Consider the following 15,510-nt stretch of genomic DNA (forward strand, 5'->3'; position numbering starts at 1 on the left):
GAGGGAGTCAGCCGAGGAGGCCGGAGAACTGGGCGTCGTGCTTCGCGGTGAGGCTGCTCAGGCCGTTGGCGCAGTGGCTGATGTCGCTGGTGGGCTCGAAGGTGGTGAGGACCGTGGCGAGCGGCAGGACCTTGCTCCCGAGGGACACCGAGCCGTCGGTCGAGTTGAGGATGTCCCCGTTCGCCGGGTCGCCTTCGACGTCCTGTGAACCGTTGGTGGTCACGGTGGAGGTTCCGACGACGCTGCCGGTCTGGTTCAGTCCGCTGTACCAGGTGATGGTCTCGGTGCCGCTGAACGTACTGGGGGAGGAACACGAGATCGAGCCGGTGCCGGCGAAGGTCAACGTCGCCGACAGGACGTTCGTGGGCCCGCCGTTCTCGGCGAAGCACTCGTCGAAGGTGCCGACCGCGGAGATGGACACGCTCGTGGCGGCGTTCGTGATCGGCGCGCTGGTGGTGCCGACGGCCTGCCCCGAGCAGGTGAGCTTGGTCAGGATCGTGTCGCGGCGGCCGGTGGACTCGCTGGCGGCGGCCGAGGTGGCGCCGGCCTGCTGGATGATCAGGCCGGCACCGGCGACCGTGGCGGCCAGGGCGAGCGGGACGGCGGCCAGGCGCCAGCGCCGGACCGAGGGGTTTCTGACGTGCGGGCCGGACGGTGTGCCCGGGGCGGCGGGTTGGGCTCCCATAATGCTCTCCTTTGTTTATGTACGAACTGCTGCTGTCAGAATCACCGCCAGTGCGGAGCTGCGCGATCCGGGTGGGGCCGGATTCGCCTTTACGGTGCGATATTGATCCGACTGTCGCAGCGCACGCTCGAACTCCTTTGAAGTCGCCTTCTTGCTACTGAAGATCGTGAACAATCTTTACTGTCGGGCAGTCGGGGGATACCGGCGCGTGCTTGCCGGGTCTTCCCCCGGCGCCGGGTTACGTTCTGCGGCAGACCTTTTCAGTTCCGGCCCGCCGGGCTGCCCGACGGACAAGGGAAGACACCGATGCCGCCCAGTCCACCCCTCCCGCCCGGCGGCCTTCGCCCCCCGGCCGCGGATCGCCTGCCCGGTTTTCCGGGTGCGGAGCACTGGCGGCGCGAGGAGAGGTCCGGACTGCACTACGTCGACCACGGATCCGGCGACGTCGTGCTCATACTGCACGGCAATCCGACATGGGGATATCTGTGGCGGCGTCTGATCACCGCGCTGGCCGGGGATTTCCGCTGTATCGTGCCGGACCAGCTGGGTATGGGGTTCTCCCAGCGCAGGACCGGCGCCGGTCCGATTCCGCTCGCGGAGCGGCTGGAGCACCTCGACGCGCTGGCGGCCCACCTGATCGAGCAGGGCCGGGCGCCGTCGGCGGGCTGGACCCTGGCGGTACACGACTGGGGAGGGCCGATCGGTCTGGCCTGGGCGAGGCGGCACCCCGGGTTGGTCGCGAAGCTGGTCGTGCTGAACAGCGTGGGTTTCCGCTGGCCCGAGGGCTACCGGCTGCCGCGCTCGCTGGCCCTGCTGCGCGACGTCCGGCCGCTCGGCGAGGCGGCGCACCTGCTGAACGTCTTCCCCCGGGCGGCGCTGCGGGCCGGGGTGGTCCGGCCGCTGCCCGCCGAAGTCCGCTCCGCCTACCTGCGGCCGTACCGCAGCGCGTGGCAGCGCCGCGCGGTGCGGGACTTCCTGCGGCAGATCCCGCGCAGCGGCGAGGACCCCGTCTGGTCCCTGGTCGATCCCGGTGGCGACAGCGCCGACCTCGCCGGGCTGCCGGCATTCATCGGCTGGGGCCTGCGCGACCCGGTGTTCACCCCGCTCGTCCTGCGGGAGTGGCGGCGCAGGCTCCCGCACGCAGAGGTGCACGCCTTCGCCGACGCGGGCCACTTCGTCCTGGAGGACGCCGGTGAGTCCCTGACCGGGCCGCTCCGGCGCTTCCTGTCCACGCGATGACGAACCATCACGGAGAGGTACCCATGCCCTCGCCCCACAGCAGGATCAGTCTCGTGCGGGTCCATGTCCCCGAGGCCCGTCAGAGTTCCCGCGAGATCGAGGAGGAGCTGCGCCGGCAGAGCCCCGGGGCCGCGCTGCCGGCGGGACTGCTGGAGCACATGTTCGGGCTGCGCGAGCGGTGCGTGGCGGCGCCGGGTGAGTTGCCCTCGGACCTGGCGGCCCGGGCGGGTGCCGCCGTCCTGCGCGACGTCGGCCTCCCGCCCGAGGCGATCGACCTGCTGGTCTACGCCGGGATCACCAAGGACCTCGACGAGCCGGCGACCGCGAATGTGGTGGCCGCCAAACTGGGCGTCACGGCACCGGTCTTCGATCTGATGAACGCCTGCAACGGCGTGCTCAGCGCGTTGGAGAGCGTGGACGCGCTGATCAGGATCGGCTCCTACCGGCGGGTGCTGGTGGTCACCGGGGAGGTGTCCAGCCGGATGACCCGCTGGCGCATTCCGGACCGCGGTCGGCTCGCATCGGCGCTGGCCAGTCTCACGGTGGGCGACATGGGAGCGGCGGTGCTGGTGGAGGCGAGCGAACAGCCGGGCATCCTCGGCAGCCGCTTCTTCGCCAAGCCGGCCGCGTGGCCGAGCGCGGTACTGCGCAACGCGTACGCCACCGGCCGGATGTGCGAGCTGGAGGTCGACGACTCCGCGTTGACGGCCTCCTTCGCGGAGCTGCGGGAACAGGCCCTCAAGGCCGCGGGCGAACTGGTCGGTTCCGTGGCCGACTGTGCGCTGTTCTGCGTCCACCAGCCCTCGGCCGCTATGACCCGCGACCTCTGCTCATCCGCGGGCATCCCCGTCGAGGCCGTGATCCCCACCTTCCCCCACTACGGCAACGTCACCACCGCCACCATCCCGCTGCAGCTGGCACTCGCGCAGGAGCAGGGCCGGCTGCGCGAGGGCGACCTGGTGGGGATCCTCGGCCTGGCCAGCGGCACCAGCCTCGGCGTCATGGCCCTGCGGTGGTGAGCGCGGTCCCCGGGGCCACCCGGGAGCAGGAGGCCTGGCCGGAGACGCTCGCCGCCCACCTGGCCGGCTGGGCCGGCCTGCAGCCGGACCGCACCGCGCTCGTCTGGCCCGCTCCGCGCGGCCGTTGGCACACCGTCGACTTCGCGACGCTGGAGGCCGCCTGCCGGGCGCGCATCCGCGACCTGCGCGAGGCGGGCGTCGGCGCCGGGCAGAAGGCCGTGGTGATGGCCCGCGACCCGTACGAGCTGGTGACCACCGTGTACGGGCTGCTCGCCCTCGGTGCGGTGCCGGTGCTGATCGACCCGGCGCTGCCCCGTCCGGCGCTGCGGGCCTGTCTGGACGAGACGCGGCCCGAGGTGTTCATCGGCGACCCGCTCGCCCAGCTGGCCCGGTTGCTGCTCGGCTGGGCCCGCCCGTACGTCACCGTCTCGCTGCTCACGGGCCGCACGTGGCGCGCGCGCCGGCCGGACCCGGAGCCGGAGCGGCCGGAGCCGTCGTGGCCGAGCCCGCCGCCCGCCGCCTCGCTCGCGATGATCGCCTTCACCTCCGGCTCCACCGGAGTGCCCAAGGGCGTGGAGTACGAGCACCGGCAGCTGGCCGCCCAGGTCCGCTCGATCGCCGGGCTGCTGGGGCTGGGCCCGGGGGAGGTGCTGCTCGCCGGGTTCCTGCCCTTCGCCCTGTTCGGGCCCGCCACCGGAGCCACCACCGTCGTCCCGGCCGTGAACCACCTCAGACCGGCCCGCACCCGGGGCGCCGACCTGGCGCGGGCCGTCACCGAACACTTCACCTCGGTGGTGTGCGCCTCCCCGGCGGTGCTGCGGGCCCTGGCCGGGGAGTGCGAGCACGGCCGACTGTCGCTCGCCCCGGTGCGGCTGGCCTGTTCCTTCGGCGCCCCGCCGTCCGAACGGCTGGTGCGTGCGCTGCGCCGGGCGCTGCCGGAGGAGGCGACGCTGCTCAGCGCGTACGGCGCCACCGAGTGCCTGCCGGTCAGCGTGATCGACAGCACCGAACTGGCCGCCGCGCACGCGGAACCGCTGCACGCCCACCGCGGGGTCTGCCTGGGCCGCCCGGTGCCCGGCATCGCGGCCCACATCCTGGTGCCGGTCGGCCCCGTGTCATACAACAGACCGGTACCACAAGGGAGTTACGGAGAGATCACGGTCGGTGGCCCGCAGGTCAGTCGGGCCTACCACGCCCGCCCGGGAGCGAACGCGGCCGCCAAGGTCGGCGCCGGCGAGGACCTGCTGCACCGCACCGGCGATCTCGGCTGGCTGGACGAGAGCGGCCGGCTGTGGTTCCTCGGGCGTTCCGCGCACCGGGTGCACGGAGCCGGGTTCGCACTCGACACCGCCGTGGTCGAGCGGATCGCCGACGCGGTGCCCGGCATCGGCCGCACCGCGCTGATCGGCCTCGGGCCCGCCGGCCGTCAACGACCGGTGCTCTGCGTGGAGTTGGCGCCGTCGGCGGCCAACTCGGCGACGGCCGTCCTCCAGGGGCTTCGGCACGCCCTGTCGGCGGTGCCGGGCGGCCACCGGATCGCCGCCGTCCTGCTCCACCGCCGGCTGCCCACCGACCCGAGGCACAACTCGCGCGTCGACCGCGACCGCCTCGCCCGCTGGGCCCGCCGCCGGCTGCGCCGACGACGCCCGGGCGGCGTGCTGGGAGGCGGGCGATGAGGGTCCTGGTCACCGGGGGCAGCGGCTTCCTCGGCTTGGAGCTGTGCCGCCGCCTCGCCGGGCGCGGCGAGGAGGTGGTCTCGCTGAACCGCCGCCGGAGTCCGGAGCTGGAGCGGCTCGGGGTCCGCCAGCACCTGGGCGACATCGCCGACCCGAGTACCGTCCGGCGGGCCCTCGCCGGGTGCGAGGCGGTGATCCACAACGCGGCCCTGGCCGGCGTCCGGGGCCCCGAGCGGCCGTACCGCGCGGTCAACGTCGACGGCACCCGGCACGTGCTGACCGCCTGCCGCGCCCTCGGCATCCGTCAACTGGTCTATACCTCCACCGCGAGCGTGGCCTTCACCCCCGAGGGCGTCACGGGAGCGGACGAGTCCCTGCCCGGGCCCCGGCACCACTCGGCCGCCTACCCCCGCACCAAGGCCGAGGCCGAGGCGGCCGTCCTCGCCGCCAACGGCCCGGACCTGGCCACCACGGTGCTGCGGCCCCACCTGATCTGGGGGCCCGGCGACCCGCACTTCCTGCCCGCCCTGCTGCGGGCGACCGAAACCGGGCGACTGCTGATGCCGGGCCGCGGCACCAACCTCGTCGACACCTGCCACCTCGCCACCGCGGCCCACGCCCACCTGCTCGCACTGGACCGGCTGAGCCCGGGCCACCCGGCGGCCGGGCAGGCCTACTTCATCGCCCAGGGCGAACCGCGACCCCTGCGCGAGGTGGTGGCCAGGCTCCTCGCCGCAGCCGGACGCCACGCGAGCTGGCGCCCGGTGCCCTACCCCGTCGCCCTGGCCGCCGCCGTACTGGCCGACGCCACCACGACGGTGCTCCGCCACCACACCCACCACGGCCTCAGCCGGTTCCTGCTCCACCAGCTCACCCGGCCGCACTGGTTCGACCTCACGGCGGCCCGGCGCGACCTCGGCTTCGAGCCGCCCACCACGTTCGACCAGGCCATGGCCGAGCTGACCCGTCACCACCGCACCACCGGCGGCTGAGCCCGCCCCCCCTCACACTCCGGAAAGGAACGACTATGGACACGACGCTCTCCGTGGACGACGTCTGCGACACCGCCCAGACCCTGCTCGTCGAGCGGTTCGGCGTATCCGCCGACGTCATCAGCCCCGACGCCACGTTCGAGGAGATGGACGTCGACTCGCTCGCGCTGGCCGAGTTCGCCTTCGTGCTCCAGGACGAGTTCGGCATCCTGATCAGCCAGGAGGACGCCGACCGGCAGAGCACGCTCATCGACGTCGCCCGGATCGTCCAGGCCCGACTCGGCGACGCGACCGAACCCGTCGCGTGAACCGCCCCGAGATCGCCGTCACCGGCCTGGGGCTCGTCACCCCGGCCGGGGTCGGCGCCGAGGAGACCTGGCAGCGGATCTGCGCCGGAACCCCCACCGCGGCACCGGACCCCGAGCTGGACAGCGCCCCGGTGACGTTCTCCTGCCGCATCCCCGCCATGGACCTGGACACGGAGGTCGGGCGCAAGAAGGCCTGGCGGATCGGACGGTTCGGCAAGCTCGCGCTGCTCGCGGCCCGGGAGGCCGTCCAGAACGCGGGACTGGCCGCCGACAGGTGGGACGGCGCCCGGGTCGCCGTCGTGCTCGGGGTGGGCTTCGGCGGCGCGCCGCACTGGGAGGACCAGCTGCGCCGACTCCATCAGCGCGGGCCGGCCCACGTCTCGCCGACACTGATCCCGATGGTCATCGGCAACATGGCCGTCGGCGAGGTGGCCCAGGAGTTCGGCGCGCGCGGCCCCACCCTCGCCTGCGCCACCGCCTGCGCCTCCGGTGCCACGGCGCTGGCCATCGCCCACGACCTGCTGGTCGCCGGGTCCTGCGACATCGTCCTGGCCGGTGGCGCCGAAGCCGCCCTCAGCCCGCTGGTGGCGACCGGCTTCCACCGGATGGGCACCCTGTCGGCGCGCGGGCACGACGTACCGGGCGCCTCCCGGCCGTTCGCCGCCGACCGGGACGGCTTCGTCCTGGCCGAGGGCGCCGCCGTGCTCGTCCTGGAGCGCGCCGCGGACGCGAAGGCGCGCGGCGCCCGGGCGCGCGCCGTGCTCGCCGGACACGGCGCCAGCAACGACGCCTACCACCCGACCGCGCCGCCCCAGGGCGCAGCCGGTGCCGAGCAGGCGCTGCGGACGGCGCTGCGCAGTGCGGGCCTGGGCGCCGGCGACATCGGCCACGTCAACGCCCACGGCACCTCCACCCCGCTCAACGACGCCGCCGAGGCCGGCCTGATCGCCCGCGCCCTGCCGCACCAGCCCAGCGTCACCGCCCCCAAGGGCGTGCTCGGCCACAGCCTCGGCGCGGCCGGTGCGATCGAGGCGGCGCTCACCGTGCTGACCATCGAACGCGGGCTGGTACCGCCGGTCGCCAACCTCACCCCCGACATCGCCGAGTTCGACATCGACTGCGTCACCGGGACGGCGCGCCGGCAGCGCATCGACGCGGCGGTCAGCCACTCCTTCGGCTTTGGAGGCCACAATGTCGTCCTCGCCCTGCGCCGGGACTGACCCCCGGGCAGGCACGGTCCGAGCCGCCCCGGCGCCGCCCGACGGCACCGGGGCCCGGCTCGGCGCACTCGTCGCCCGCCACCGCTGGGCGGTGCTGTGGACGACCGTCCTGCTGCTGGCCGTCGCCGCGGTCGTCGGGGCCGGGCTGCCCGCGCGGTTGTCCCACGGCGGCTTCACCAACCCCGGGGCCGAGTCCGGCCGGGCGATCGAAGCCATCGAGCACCACTACACCGCGGGTGGCGCCGGCACGGTCGTGGTCTTCCGCAGCGAGACCCTCGGCGTGGACGACCTGGAGTTCGGCGAAGCCGTGCGCTCCGCGCTGGCCACCGTGCCCAGGACCGTGCTGACGGGTGCCCAGCACTACTGGAACACCGGCAAGCGGGATCTCCTCTCCGACGACGGGCATGCGGCCTGCGTGGTCGTCGGACTGGCCGGAACCGGCGACCAGGCCAAGACCGCCTCCTACGAGCGGCTGCGCCAACTGCTGCACGCCGACGGGTTCACCGTCTCCTACGCCGGGCAGGTACCGCTCCAGGCCGATGTGGACCGCACCGTCGACGACGACCTCACCCGCGCCGAGCTCTACGTCTTCCCCCTGCTGTTCCTGCTGCTGCTGCTCTTCTTCGGCAGCCTCGCCGCAGCCCTGCTGCCGCTGGCCGTGGCCGGGGCGAGCCTCACGCTGTCCTTCGCGGTGCTGCGCATGCTCGCCCCCCTGGTGCCGGTCAGCTACATCACCCGCAACGTCGTCGTCATGATCGCTCTCGGGCTGTCCGTCGACTACGCCCTGTTCGTCGTCGTCCGCTTCCGGCGCGAGCTGCGCCACCGGGGCGACCCGCACCGGGCCGTCGCCGCCACCATGGCCTCCGCCGGGCACACCGTGCTCTACTCCGCGACGGCCATCTCGCTCGCCGTCCTGGGCCTGACCCTGCTCCCCTTCCCCATCACCCGCTCCCTCGGAATCGGCGCGGCCGTCACCGTCGCACTGGCCGGCGCCGCCAGCCTCACCGTGCTGCCCGCCGTGCTGGCCGTGCTCGGCCCGCGCGTCGAGGCCGGGTGCGTGCGGCTGCCGGGCTTCGGGCGGGCCGGTCTCGGACGCGCCTGGGCGGAGGGCGAGGAGACGGGATTCTGGTACCGGCTGGGCCGGAGCGCCGTCACGCACCCGTGGGCCTGGATCACCGCCGCCGTCGCGGTGATCGCCGTGCTGAGCGTCCCGGTCGCCGGCCTGCACCTCGCCGCGAGCGATCAGCGGACCCTGCCAGCCGGGGCGGCCAGCCGCAGAGCCCAGGAGCTGCTGCACGAGGACTTCCCGGCGGCCGGGCTCGACCAACTCCAGGTCGTCGCCCACCTGCGGGATGACATCGGCGGCGAGCCGGGCAAGGCCGCACTGGCCCGCTGGCAGCAGCGGCTCGCCGCACTGCCGGGCGCCCAGGACGTCCGGTTGCGCGTCAGCACCGCGCACAACGCGCTGCTGACCGTCACCACCGACGCGGCCCCGGACGCCCCCGCCGCCGAGCAACTGGTGCGCGCCGTGCGGGCGCTCGACCCGCCCGACGGCGGCCGGGTCCTGGTCGGCGGACCGGCCGCGGCCAACGCCGACGTCCTGGACACGTTGAAGGCCAGGCTCCCGGCGCTGGTCGGGTACCTGCTGGTGGTCACGTTCGGCCTGCTCTTCCTGGCCTTCCGGTCGCTGCTGGTCCCGCTCAAGGCGGTCGTCACCACGACGATGTCCCTCGGCATCGCCTTCGCGGCCGTCACCTGGACCGTCCAGGACGGCCACGGCGCCCGGCTGCTGGGCCTTCAACCCACCGGGTACGTCGGCGCGTTGGAGGCCGCCATCATGCTGATGTTCGTCTTCGCGCTCTCCGTCGACTACGAACTCTTCCTGATCGCGCAGATCCGCGAGCTCCACCGCGGCGGCATGGACAACGCGAGCGCCGTGGTGACCGGCCTCGGGCGCACCGGCGGGCTGATCTCGGCCGCGGCGGCCCTGATCGTGCTGGTCGCCGCGGCCTTCGCGACCAGCCCCGTCGTCACCGTGAAGGAGATCGCCCTCGGTGTCCTGGTGGCCGTGGCCGTCGACGCCACCGTGGTGCGCATGCTGCTCGTCCCCGCCACCATGCGCCTGCTCGGCGAACTCAACTGGTGGACACCGCGCTTGCGGCGGCCGGCGGCGCAGCTCCTCGACGTCCGCCCGGCCGGCGGGGGCGGTGGGCTCTGAGCAACGGTGTCCTGCGTCGGAGATCCGGCGCAGGACACCAGGAGCGATGCCGGTGGTCCGACCGGGCTACACAGCGGTGTTGACGACGGAGACCATGCCGAAGTGGTGGTGGGCGATGGTGAGGTCGCCCTGGGTGTCGCCGCCGGTGGGGGTGATCATGGCAGAGGAGACGGTGTACTCCCTCGGGCCGCCGCTCTGCATCAGGAAGGGGATGCCGATGGTGGTCGGGGTCTGCGGCCCGAGGGCGCCGAGACCCGGCGGGACGGAGAGCCGGTAGACGGAGGGGATGGCGGGGTCGTTGTTCTCGTACAGCGCGGTGAGGCCGGGCGGGCGGCCCGCGGTGGGGACCTCGGTGTAGAAGGGGGTGGAGAAGGTGAAGTTCGCGGGGCTCCGGGTGCCGTCGAACAGGGTGCCGGCGCCGTTGTAGAAGTGGAACGGGATCTCGGCCGGCGCACCTCCGGCGATCAGGGGGAGCTGGGGGGAGGTGAAGTAGAGGTTGGCGTTGCCGGCGGGCGGGGCGGCCAGGCTGGAGCGGACGAAGCCGAACTCCCACACGTTGCGGGTCAGATCGCTGTCCATGTCGGTGGTGTTGCTCGCGTCGGTGGTGAAGATCGCCCGGCCGATCGGGGGGATGTTGGGGGCGGCGGGCAGCAGGGTGAAGGTGACGGGCACGGTCACGGCCGTGTTCGCCGGGAAGCCGTTGAACGAGACCTGGATGACGGAGGGCACGTCGGGCGCGCTGTTCTGGTACAGCCAGCGGGAGGTGGCGCCGCTGACGGACGGCAGCGCCGCGACGTTGGCGTGGAACGGGGTGATGACCTTCAGCGACACCGGTCCGGTGGCCGCGGTGCTGCTGAAGTTGCCGATCGTGACCCGCACGGTGGCCGTCCCGCCGCCCATGTAGGTGCCCGCGTCCGCCGAGCAGTGCAGGTTCACGCTGTTCAGCACGTCCGGCCCACGGGTGGCACCTGCGGGGGTCGCGGACCGGTCCTCGGCTGCGGCTGCCGCGGGCACGGCTGCGCCCAGGCCCACCACGGCGGCACCCAGTCCTGCGGCCCTGAGGAGGCTTCGGCGTGCCACCGGTGCTGCCCCCGGCCCGCCGGACTCGTCCTCTTCGCGGATTCCGTCGACCATGTCTGCGCCTCCATCGGCACGTAGCGGTGAAGCGGGCTTCCAGCCCGACGGTTCGCACCCTGACATGCGATCATCTCGCAGCACGGTCAACGCGCTTGACGGCATCCTGTCCGTCACCGTGCCGGAGTCGACGCGGCAACGGTGCACGCCTTCCGGGCAGTGGCCACAGGAATGGCGCGCCCCCGGGCGTCGGACTGCCCGGGGGCGCGGGAGCGCGTGCTGTGCGCTCAGAGCGAGGCGAGGCTGAAGTCCACCTCGTGGTTCCCGGTCAGGGCCGTCACTCCGGTGTCACAGGAGCCGGTGATGCCGGACAGGTCGAAGCTGCCCTGGTAGCTGTTGAGGGGCAGGAGGGTGCTGGTCACGTCCGTGATGCCGGTCTCGTCGTTGGTCACCTCGTTGCCCGAGTTGCCCTTCTCCCCGCCCTTGAAGGAGACGGTGGTGTGGCCGAGGACCCTGTTGTTGACGTCGTACCAGGTGAAGGTCGTCGCTCCGGAGAAGGGGTGGTAGGACACGCAGGAGAACGTCCCGGTGCCGACCGAGGAGATCGTGCCGTGGTCGACGTTCGAGTGGGTTCCGGCGGCGCTGTAACAGTCGTTGAGATGGCCTTGGACCGTGTACGAGTTCGATGCCGCCGCGTCGGTCACCGGGTTCTCGAAGGTCAGCGTCACCGGCCCTGTGCAGGTCAGGTTGTCCAGTACCTCCGTCGCGTGCGCGGACCCGGCCGCCCCCGGGATCGCCACGGCCAGCAACCCGCCCGCGGCCGCCGCCACCATCAGACGCCTCATCGTGTGCCCTTCTTCCTGTTCATCGGTGTCGTGCCTTGGCGCCAAGAATCTCCGGTACTCGATCAACCGGTACGTGCGCGCTGCCGGCGCACTCCGTGTCTCACCTGGACAGGCGTACCCAGTAGGCCGAGAAGCCTTGTTGCCGTTCGGCTGTTCGTCTACGTGCGTGAGCCCGGGGCGCAGCGGGGCGGGCGGGCCCGGTGGCCGCGGCCGGCGCCCCGCTGCGGACGGGCCGGGTCACCCGATCCCCTCTCCGGCGTCGCGGGAGAACCGCGGCCACAGCACTGTTTGAGCATGAGCTACGACCATGGGGTGACGGCCGGAGCCCGTGTGAGGCCTGCCCGCCCCCGGAGGGTGCGCGCCGCCCTCGGTTCCGGATGCCTCGCGGGGGCGCTGGTGCTGCCCGTCGGCGTCACCGCGCCCGCCCGGGACGCGACCACCCGGGCCTTCACCGCCGACGCCACGTTCACCGTCCCGGACGGTGTCACCGGCATCACCGTCACCCTCGTCGCGGCAGGTGCGGGGGGAGGCGGCGGGGGCGGCGGAGGTGGCACCGGCCTCTTCAAGAGCGGCGGCGGGGGCGGGGCGGGAGGCGGCGGCGGGGGAGGCGCCCGGGTCACCTGCACCCTGGCCGTCACCCCCGGCGACGTGCTGACCCTCACGGTCGGCAGCGGCGGAGCCGGTGGAGCGGGAGGCGCCAGCGGTGAGGAGGCCGACCCGGGCGTCGACGGCGCCGACGGGGGCGCCGGCGGCCGGTCCACCCTCACTGGCGGCGCAGTCGTCCTGGCAGCCGTGGACGGCGGGTCACGTCCCGGGGGCGGGGGCGCGGGCAGCGTGCTCGGCGGCGCCGGGGGCGAGGGAGGCCACGGCGGAGGCATCGTCCCCGCCTCCGCCTGCGAGGGCGGAGGGCCCAGCGGCACAGGCGGATCCGACGGTGACCTCGGCGCGGGTGGTGGGGAAGGCATCGACGTGACACCGGCCACCGTCGGTCAGACCGTCCCCGGCAGCACGGGCGGAGTGGGCGGCGAAGGCGGTGCAGCGGGGGCCCATGTGCCGGCCGCCTGCCCTGTGGGCACCGGCGACGGCGGGGACGGCGGGGACGGCGGCGACGGCCAGGATTACGTCGGCAACTTCGACGACCCCCAGACCCCCGGCGAGGACGGCACCGCAGGCACAGCGGGCGGCGGAGGCTGCATCACGCTCGTCTTCTAGGGCGTGTTTCATCATTCGCGTCGGATCAGCGCGCGGCTCCCCCAGCCTTCGGCCGGGAGGTACCCCCATTACGCGCCCGGCTGGGCGTGCCGGCGAAGCGTCCTCGTACTGGGTGTACTTGGACGTTTCGCCGGTGCGGTCAGGCGGGATGCCCGGCGTCGCGCGCCCGGCGGGAATGATGAAACACGCCCTAGACCAGCGGGCTGGGCCCCGGCGCCGGGTTGATCGGCGTCGGGGCCCAGTGCTTCGTCAGGCCGCCGTGTCCGGGAGGCTCGTCCTGCCCGGCCCGAGCCTGCCGGGCACCGCCCGCTCCGCAGCGAGGGGCGGGGCTTGCGGGGGCGCGGCGGTGGGGCGCCGGTTCGGGATCAGGCGTCCTGCGCGGGGACGAAGGGGACGGGCATGGGCCTGGCCGTGGGGGTGGCCGTGGGCGTGGGGGTGGCGGTGGCGGTCGGGCTGGCGGTGGAGGTCGGTGTCGGCGTGGGGGACGGCGTGCCGGTGGGCAGCGTGATGGTGACCGTCCCGTCCAGCGTCATCGACTTCAGGCCGGTCGGGGTGCTGCAGGCCGTGAGGTCGATGTTGGACTTGACCGGGTCGAGGACCACCGTCCAGGTGGCGCCCTTGTAGCGGCCCGCGGTGATGCCGCCGCTGAGGGGGTTGCTCGACTTGAGCAGGTCCTGGATCGGCTGCATGTCCCAGGTGAAGTCGGTGGTGCCCGGGTCCTCCGTGGTGGGCTGGCCGTTCGCGGTCTCCCAGGTGACGCGCTGCAGGGTGCCGGGCGCGTTCTGGTAGCTGCCGGCCGCGCAGGTCACGCCGTTGCCGAGGCCGGTCCCCACGTAGTCGGCCTGGGTGATGGGGGCGTCACCGGTGCAGTTCAGCAGTTTGGGGTTGCCGAGGGTGGCCGTGATGTTGTCCTGGGGGACGAGGGTGAGGCCGGAGCTGAAGGTCATCGTGAAGTTGTCCTCACAGGTGATGACCTGGGGCACTCCGGCGGCGGAGGTGTCGTACACGAGCAGTCCGCCGACCAGGGTGCCGGCCGCGAGGGCGGCGGCCGCGATGCCGATGGGGTGCTTCATAGGGTCGTGCCTTTCTTGGGGTGGGGGAACCCGGTGGTGCTGCGGGCCGGCTCACCCGGGGAGTCCGGGGGCCGGGGCTGTGGGACGGCTCGACGGGGTGGGGAACCCGGAGCCCGAGGGCCCGGCCGCTGCGGGGGAGCCGTCGTCCTCGCCGTGGCGCGCGAGGGTGAGGAGCGCCGTGCCGCTGACCACCAGGACGGCGAGGACGTAGAGCGGGGTCACGGCCGGCGACTTGAACCAGTCGGTGGCCTCGGCGGTCAGGTAGGTGGCGAGGGTGCCGCCGAGGAGTCCGCCCAGTTGGTAGCCGACGGCGGTTCCGCTGAGGCGCACGCGGCTCGGGAAGAGCTCGGAGACCAGGGCCGCCTGGGGGGCGTACATCGCGGCGAAGCCCACCAGCGACAGCAGGTAGGCGAGCACCAGGACCGGGGGAGAGCCGAAGCGCAGCAGGGGCGCGAACGCGGCGGCCCAGACCGCCATGGTGATCGTCCCGGCCAGGCAGACCCGTCGTCTCCCGTAGCGGTCGGACAGCGCGCCGAAGAACGGGATCAGGGCGATCAGCGCGAGCGGGGCGAGGAGCGAGAGCGCGATCAGGGCGTTGAGCGACAGGCCGGCGACGCGCAGCAGGGTGAGGACGTAGTTGAACGAGAAGCCGAAGAGCACGACGTCGGCTCCGGCGGTGATCGCCGTGGTGATGAGCAGCTGTTTGCGGTGCTGGGCGATCAGTTCGACGACCGGCCGCCGGCTGCGGGCCCCGGTGAGGGCGAGCGCCCGGAAGGCGGGGGTCTCCTCGATCCGCGCCCGGGCCCACAGCCCCACCACCACCAGCACGGCGGAGAGCAGGAAGGGCAGTCGCCAGCCCCAGGTCATGAACTGGGCGGGGGTCAGCGCACCGGAGACCGCCGTCATGGCCCCGAACGCCAGCAGGTTGCCCGCCGGCGCGCCGATCTGGGCCCAGCTCGACACCAGCCCCCGGCGCCCCGGTTCGGCGCACTCGTGCGCGACGACGGTGGCGGCCCCCCATGCACCGCCCAGGCCGAGCCCCTGGAGCAGGCGCAGCGTGACCAGCAGGAGGGGGGAGGCGAAACCGATCTGGCCGTAGCCGGGCAGCAGCCCGACCAGGCCGGTGGAGGCTCCGGTCAGCAGCAGCGCGCCCACCAGGGCGGGGCGCCTGCCGTGGCGGTCGCCGAGATGCCCGAAGAGCGCCCCGCCGACCGGCCGTGCCACCAGCGCGGCCCCGTAGAGGCCGATGCCGGTGAGCGTCGCCGCGAAGGGCGAGAGATAGGGGAAGAACTGGTGCTTGAAGACCAGCACCGAAGCGTTGACGTAGAGGAAGAAGTCGTACCAGACGAGCGTGGTACCCATGAGGCTGACGATGACCGAGCGGCGGACATCGCGCGTCGCGAAGCGCACATCGAACTCCATTGCGTGTGACTGCCGTCACTTCTAGCAATATTCCAGCGCCGGTGGCATCGCGCCACGCAGGCCGTCGCGGGCTGGACTATTCGCGTGCGCACCGAACCTGTGCCCCGAACTCGGGAGGTTCGCCCGGGCGCCCGGCGCGGCCGGTCGTCGGTTGGTTCAACTCGGCTCCGCTGCAAGGGGATTCGCGGTTCTTGTGGTCGACTCGACCTCTTGTCCGAATGCGGCGTTCAGGTTAATCCTGTCGCTGGTGAACCATGGTGGCGTGGAGTGGATTTCGACTGTTCGGCCGCCAGGACAATGCGACTTCCATTCGTATACGGCGAACCTGCGGGTCGGATTCAGGGAGAATCCGACTTTCACATCCGGCCCGTCGGCCGCTCCGGCCCCCGCCGCCCCCGCCGAAGCGCTGCCGGCTGCGCCTGCCGGACACCCGTCGGCGACACCTCCGTTCACGGCTCCGTCCACAGCTCGCCGGCGCGGCTTCACCGGGCACACTCGGAAGATCACCAACGGCATCCGCGATCTTC

At 73.3% G+C, this 15,510-nt stretch carries 13 protein-coding genes; 8 read left to right on the forward strand and 5 right to left on the reverse strand.

Annotated features, from left to right (window positions below):
- Nucleotides 1-7: 7 nt before the first annotated feature.
- Nucleotides 8-685 (reverse strand): hypothetical protein, encoded by a 678-nt coding sequence (locus AB0R04_RS02775; RefSeq protein ID WP_363367524.1) that lies wholly within the window; start codon nt 683-685, stop codon nt 8-10.
- 306 nt (nt 686-991) lie between these two features.
- On the opposite strand from AB0R04_RS02775, the gene AB0R04_RS02780 reads away from it, so the two are divergent.
- Genes AB0R04_RS02780 through AB0R04_RS02810 form a run of 7 tightly spaced genes read left to right on the forward strand, consistent with a single transcriptional unit; the run spans nt 992 to nt 9,357 of the window.
- Entirely contained in the window at nt 992-1,924 is a 933-nt protein-coding gene (locus AB0R04_RS02780; protein WP_363367526.1) for an alpha/beta fold hydrolase, read from the forward strand.
- Nucleotides 1,925-1,947: 23 nt separating this feature from the next.
- Nucleotides 1,948-2,943 (forward strand): 3-oxoacyl-[acyl-carrier-protein] synthase III C-terminal domain-containing protein, encoded by a 996-nt coding sequence (locus tag AB0R04_RS02785; protein ID WP_363367528.1) that lies wholly within the window; start codon nt 1,948-1,950, stop codon nt 2,941-2,943.
- The gene (locus AB0R04_RS02790; protein WP_363367530.1) at nt 2,940-4,619 is read left to right on the forward strand and encodes an AMP-binding protein; all 1,680 of its coding nucleotides are present in this window, start codon (nt 2,940-2,942) and stop codon (nt 4,617-4,619) included. Before AB0R04_RS02785 ends, AB0R04_RS02790 begins: the two co-directional genes overlap by 4 nt.
- Nucleotides 4,616-5,611, forward strand: coding sequence for an NAD-dependent epimerase/dehydratase family protein (locus AB0R04_RS02795; RefSeq protein WP_363367532.1), 996 nt, complete (start codon nt 4,616-4,618; stop codon nt 5,609-5,611). Before AB0R04_RS02790 ends, AB0R04_RS02795 begins: the two co-directional genes overlap by 4 nt.
- 35 nt (nt 5,612-5,646) lie before the next feature.
- On the forward strand, nt 5,647-5,919 hold the full coding sequence (locus AB0R04_RS02800) for a phosphopantetheine-binding protein (RefSeq protein WP_350876141.1): 273 nt from the start codon (nt 5,647-5,649) through the stop codon (nt 5,917-5,919).
- Nucleotides 5,916-7,139, forward strand: a complete 1,224-nt coding sequence (locus AB0R04_RS02805; RefSeq protein ID WP_363367534.1) for a beta-ketoacyl-[acyl-carrier-protein] synthase family protein — start codon at nt 5,916-5,918, stop codon at nt 7,137-7,139. Before AB0R04_RS02800 ends, AB0R04_RS02805 begins: the two co-directional genes overlap by 4 nt.
- Nucleotides 7,111-9,357: an MMPL family transporter gene (locus AB0R04_RS02810; protein WP_363367536.1), complete on the forward strand. Its 2,247-nt coding sequence runs from the start codon at nt 7,111-7,113 to the stop codon at nt 9,355-9,357. Before AB0R04_RS02805 ends, AB0R04_RS02810 begins: the two co-directional genes overlap by 29 nt.
- Nucleotides 9,358-9,423: 66 nt before the next feature.
- Here AB0R04_RS02810 and AB0R04_RS02815 read toward each other — a convergent pair whose 3' ends face one another.
- Both AB0R04_RS02815 and AB0R04_RS02820 read right to left on the reverse strand, forming a co-directional pair.
- A complete protein-coding gene (locus AB0R04_RS02815) occupies nt 9,424-10,491 on the reverse strand; it encodes a hypothetical protein (RefSeq protein ID WP_363367538.1) in 1,068 nt (355 codons plus the stop codon).
- Nucleotides 10,492-10,718: 227 nt separating this feature from the next.
- A complete protein-coding gene (locus tag AB0R04_RS02820; protein WP_363367540.1) occupies nt 10,719-11,276 on the reverse strand; it encodes a hypothetical protein in 558 nt (185 codons plus the stop codon).
- A gap of 294 nt (nt 11,277-11,570) precedes the next feature.
- Here AB0R04_RS02820 and AB0R04_RS02825 point away from each other — a divergent pair, with 294 nt between their 5' ends.
- Complete coding sequence (locus tag AB0R04_RS02825) at nt 11,571-12,488, forward strand: hypothetical protein (RefSeq protein WP_363367542.1); 918 nt, start codon at nt 11,571-11,573, stop codon at nt 12,486-12,488.
- A gap of 365 nt (nt 12,489-12,853) precedes the next feature.
- Here the strand turns inward: AB0R04_RS02825 and AB0R04_RS02830 are convergent, their stop codons facing one another.
- Both AB0R04_RS02830 and AB0R04_RS02835 read right to left on the reverse strand, forming a co-directional pair.
- Nucleotides 12,854-13,561 (reverse strand): hypothetical protein, encoded by a 708-nt coding sequence (locus tag AB0R04_RS02830; RefSeq protein ID WP_363367544.1) that lies wholly within the window; start codon nt 13,559-13,561, stop codon nt 12,854-12,856.
- Between the two features lie 51 nt (nt 13,562-13,612).
- Nucleotides 13,613-14,923, reverse strand: coding sequence for an MFS transporter (locus AB0R04_RS02835; RefSeq protein ID WP_363367546.1), 1,311 nt, complete (start codon nt 14,921-14,923; stop codon nt 13,613-13,615).
- Nucleotides 14,924-15,510 lie beyond the last annotated feature (587 nt).

The sequence above is a fragment of the Kitasatospora sp. NPDC056731 genome (assembly GCF_040687675.1).
Taxonomy (GTDB): Bacteria; Actinomycetota; Actinomycetes; order Streptomycetales; family Streptomycetaceae; genus Kitasatospora.

Coding starts and splice junctions, on each gene's coding strand:
- AB0R04_RS02775 (WP_363367524.1), bottom strand. CDS start 685: ATGGGAGCCCAACCCGCCGCCCCGGGCACACCGTCCGGCCCGCACGTC.
- AB0R04_RS02780 (WP_363367526.1), top strand. CDS start 992: ATGCCGCCCAGTCCACCCCTCCCGCCCGGCGGCCTTCGCCCCCCGGCC.
- AB0R04_RS02785 (WP_363367528.1), top strand. CDS start 1,948: ATGCCCTCGCCCCACAGCAGGATCAGTCTCGTGCGGGTCCATGTCCCC.
- AB0R04_RS02795 (WP_363367532.1), top strand. CDS start 4,616: ATGAGGGTCCTGGTCACCGGGGGCAGCGGCTTCCTCGGCTTGGAGCTG.
- AB0R04_RS02800 (WP_350876141.1), top strand. CDS start 5,647: ATGGACACGACGCTCTCCGTGGACGACGTCTGCGACACCGCCCAGACC.
- AB0R04_RS02810 (WP_363367536.1), top strand. CDS start 7,111: ATGTCGTCCTCGCCCTGCGCCGGGACTGACCCCCGGGCAGGCACGGTC.
- AB0R04_RS02815 (WP_363367538.1), bottom strand. CDS start 10,491: ATGGTCGACGGAATCCGCGAAGAGGACGAGTCCGGCGGGCCGGGGGCA.
- AB0R04_RS02820 (WP_363367540.1), bottom strand. CDS start 11,276: ATGAGGCGTCTGATGGTGGCGGCGGCCGCGGGCGGGTTGCTGGCCGTG.
- AB0R04_RS02825 (WP_363367542.1), top strand. CDS start 11,571: ATGAGCTACGACCATGGGGTGACGGCCGGAGCCCGTGTGAGGCCTGCC.
- AB0R04_RS02830 (WP_363367544.1), bottom strand. CDS start 13,561: ATGAAGCACCCCATCGGCATCGCGGCCGCCGCCCTCGCGGCCGGCACC.
- AB0R04_RS02835 (WP_363367546.1), bottom strand. CDS start 14,923: ATGGGTACCACGCTCGTCTGGTACGACTTCTTCCTCTACGTCAACGCT.